The organism is Nitratireductor sp. XY-223, assembly GCF_004959855.1.
Taxonomy (GTDB): Bacteria; Pseudomonadota; Alphaproteobacteria; order Rhizobiales; family Rhizobiaceae; genus Hoeflea_A.
In genome coordinates this window covers 1-3834 of record NZ_SPNT01000044.1, presented here as the reverse complement: position 1 = coordinate 3834, position 3834 = coordinate 1, and the positions used below count along the sequence as shown (strand labels likewise).

Below are 3834 nucleotides of genomic sequence, written 5' to 3'. Positions count from 1 at the left end.
AAAACACGTGGCTGAAACCGCCACAATCCTTTTGCGCCGCGCCATTCCGGCCCGAAAGGCACCGCCCTGCCCATGCTGGAGCCGCCCAAAGACGGCCTGTCACCTGCCAGACTGCCGCAGGAAGCCACCGCATCAGTATTCCCGTTGCCGCCCGGGTCCAGATGACCACGAAAATCTCAGATCACAACGAGGGTGACGGCGCAGCGCTTACGGTCGATGGCAGCCGTCTCAGGCCCGGACCGCCATGCCCGACACGCGGGCCGCCCGCCAGGCGCAATCCGCCAGCAGACCGGCCAACAGACCGGCCGGAACACCGCAGACACCCCCGTCGCGGCCCGCCGGAACGGCCAGCCAGACCCAAGTCCGATTTCCGTGGGCTTCAGTGCCCCCGGCATGTGCAAGACCCTGACGTTCGGGCCGACCGCTCTTGCTGCGTCGATGGCAAGAACGGCAACGCTGCGGGATGCACCGCCGGAAATGTTGGCGCGGTGGGGAGACAAGGCCCTGACTGAGGTGGAATGGCTGATTGAAGACGGCAACATGTTCGTGCTCGCCCAGCACATCAACTCGCTGGCCGATGCGGAACGTACCGCCTTCGCCGGCCGCGTCGGCGCTGGTGTCACCGACCTGCTCATGAATGCGCTCGGCTATACGTGGCGAGACAATGCTGCCTGCCTTTCGAGTACGCTCGCCCCGCATGCCGACTTCATCTACGGGGACGGTGCGGTTTCGGACCACGGAGTGGTGCTGGCGGAGGCGCGTGGATCGTTCGCCGCCAACGTCTCGGCCGCGACCATCGCTGGACAGGCAAAGCGCAAGTACAGCAAGCAGGTGAAGCCCCATCTTGCGGCAAAGTCGCCCCATGGCAAGGTCATTCACGGCTATTCGATCGCGTTCGGCTCAAGACCGGGGGCAGCAGGCGCCTTTCTCCATGCTGCCGAGACGCGCATTTCAAAGCCGCGTGGCAAGCGGCCGCCTCCTACGGCATCGACCCCAGGTTTGAGCCCGGAGTCGACGCCGGCCTCGCTCGCGCTTGCGACGCATCGCGCCAATTTTTCTCTCATGGAAGCGCCGGGCGTTGTGGCCTGGATCGATTGGATTCGCGCTGGAGGGGAGCGCCCCGATGTCGCTTCACCGCTGAGCTTCCTGTCAATTCCATACGCGGGTCGAACTTTTCTCGCCAGCGCGGAACCCCTCTGGCCATTCCACGACTGTCCCCACTGGCTGGAAGACTTATGGTTTGATCCAAGACGGTGGCCGCGTTTCCCTCATCGAAGGCGCCTGCTGCGGCGAAGTGGCGATGGCTTCGCGGGATGGTTCGTGATGGAGGAGAGGTCTGCTGAACGGTTTCTCAACTCTCTGAGCGACATCATCCGCAGCGGGCGGGAGAACATGCCCGCGGTCCTCAAACTTCCTCGTATCGAACCCTCCGGTTTCGCCATGGATCGAGGCGAAGAGAGCGATGTTTCGCCCGAATCCGAATACGCCTACGCTCTATTTCGGGATGGTCTGGCATTGCTGGGCAGCCCGCCGCCACGGCGAATGGTCTGACATGGAACCTGGTCTCCGGAAGAAGGAATGCGGAGTGACTGAGCTGGGTTTGGCCCATAGTAGCAGACATGTTCGCGCCGGCATTCAAAGGACAAAGGTTTGCCTGAAAACGGGGCGACGCGTCACGCGCCACCCTCACCCTTGTCATTTCCGAACTTCCAGACGCTGATCCCCATCTTCCTTGCCTTGTCGGCGAGGTTCTGCGAGATACCGGAACCGGGGAAGGCGATGACGCCGATGGGCAGCGCATCGAGCATCTGGTCGTTGCGCTTGAAGGGCGCGGCGTTCCTGTGGCGGCTCCAGTCGGGCCTGAAGACGATCTGCTGCACCTTGCGGTTGTCGGCCCAGCAGGCGGCGATCCTTTCCGCGCCCCTGGGCGATCCGCCATGGATCAGCACCATGTCGGGGTGCTTCGCATGCGCCCTGTCGAGTGCGGCCCAGATGCGGGTGTGATCGTTGCAATCCATGCCGCCGGTGAACGCGATGCGCGGACCCGCCGGCAGCAGCGGCTCGATCTCGGCCTTGCGCTTGGCGGCGATGAAGTCGCGGCTGTCGATCATCGATGCCGTCATCGCCCGGCGGTTCGTCACCGAACCGGAACGCGGACGCCAGGCGGAAAGGGTGTGTTTCTCGAACCGGCCGGCGGCAATCTCGCGGAAGGCTTCGAAGGCGTTGCGGCGCTCGATGATGGAGATGCCCTGCGCGGTCAGCCGCTCCAGTTCGACGGATTTGATCTCCGAACCGTCCTGCTCGCGCTGCATCCGGCGTTGCGCCTGTTCGTTGTCATCGAGCGCACGGTCGAGATTTGCGATCCTGCGGTGGAAGATGTTGACCAGGTTCCAGAGCACATCGTCGAGATCGTCTTCGAGCCGTGTGTCGGCCATCAGGGCGGCAAGGGCTTCGAAGGCGTTTTCGATCTCCTGTTCGGCGCGGTCGGCCTCTGGCAACGGGCGCGTGTCGGGTTCGTCGCCATTGGGGCGGTACCCATAGATCTGCAACTCGTCCAGGAGATGCGCGGTTGGCGAGGAAGCGTGACGGGGTTCGTCGTTAAGGGGTTCAATGAAGGGGTCAAGCGTCATGGCTGGGTCTCCCGGTTTTGTGAGGCCGCGCCGTTCGCGGCCTTTCCGGGGATCGTCCGCCGGCGCCGCAGGGCGGGTTTGCACCGCAGGCCGAAACGCAGTGGAGGACGGCGCAGCCGTTGCAAGGCCGGCTGGCGCCGGCAGATACCCCTCCTGGAAAGGCCGTGGCGCGGCCCCCTTGCAACGGGAAGGCCTGCCGGTATGCTCAACCGTGACGGTCCGATGGCGGAGCCGTCATGCCCATTGCCGCCCATCCCGAATGAGGAAATGGCTGTCGTCAGGCACGATTTGCTCCCCGATCCAGTCCCGCAACCGCTCCGGGCCAAGGGTCAGAAGATCGGCGTTGAAATCCTCCGCCCGCGGCACGAGTTCGCAAATGTCGGTCGCGCCGGCCCTGGACCGAAGCCCTTCCAGCGCGAGCCTGCCGGCCTCGTCATTGTCGCGCGCGACATAGAGCCGGCGTAATGCCGGCGGCAGGTTCAGGGCGGCAAGGTGGGAGGCCGAGAGCGCGGCAACGGCCGGCATACCGGGCATGACCGTCCTGAGCGCCAGGGCGGTTTCGATGCCCTCGGTCACCGCCAGCACGTCGCGCACGACGCCAAAGCGCACGCCGTTGCCGGCGAGATGGCCGAGCGCGCGGCGCGGCTGATCGACGGGCGCCTTGCCGCCTTCGGGATGAAGCCAGGTGCGATGCACGCCAGTCACCTCGCCCTTGCCGTCGGTAACGGCGGCAATGAGCGCCGGCCATTCCTGACGCCCTGACGGCGCACGATAGAAGCATCGTGGATGGAAACGGAGCGCCGAAACATCCGAAGGCAGATCGAGCCCGCGGCTGCGCAGATATCCTTCAGCCAGCGTGCCCCCGATCGGTTTTGACGCAGCAAAGAGCCGCCGCGCCGCTTCGGAAGAGTTCGTCGGCACGGGCGGGGCGACCTTGCGGATCGGTGGAACCGGCAGGCTGAGGAATCCCCGCGCCTCATCGAGCGCGGCGCGGAAGCCGAGGCCGCGATTGAGGGCGATGAGATCGAGAAGATCGCCATGTTCGCCGGTCGATGCATCACAGTTATGTGCAACTGCACATAACTGTGAACATGTTGCGGCGAAGATTATGTTGCGCTCCCGGGATTGGTCCTTGTCCTGCGGGCGATCACTGGGGTCTACGCAACATAACGTCAGCGCATGGCGGGAGATTTCGTGATGCCCT

Annotated in this window: 3 protein-coding genes; 1 reads left to right on the top strand and 2 read right to left on the bottom strand. The window is 64.7% G+C overall.

The genetic code is table 11. From position 1 onward, the window contains the following. The first annotated feature begins 393 nt into the window (after positions 1 to 393). Complete coding sequence (locus tag E4M07_RS28855; protein WP_136661872.1) at positions 394 to 1551, top strand: hypothetical protein; 1158 nt, start codon at positions 394 to 396, stop codon at positions 1549 to 1551. 122 nt (positions 1552 to 1673) lie between these two features. Here E4M07_RS28855 and E4M07_RS28850 read toward each other — a convergent pair whose 3' ends face one another. Both E4M07_RS28850 and E4M07_RS28845 read right to left on the bottom strand, forming a co-directional pair. Continuing rightward, on the bottom strand, positions 1674 to 2630 hold the full coding sequence (locus E4M07_RS28850; protein WP_136661871.1) for a DUF2493 domain-containing protein: 957 nt from the start codon (positions 2628 to 2630) through the stop codon (positions 1674 to 1676). A gap of 234 nt (positions 2631 to 2864) precedes the next feature. Beyond that, a partial coding sequence (locus E4M07_RS28845; protein WP_136661870.1) for a toprim domain-containing protein occupies positions 2865 to 3834 on the bottom strand: 970 nt, incomplete at its 5' end.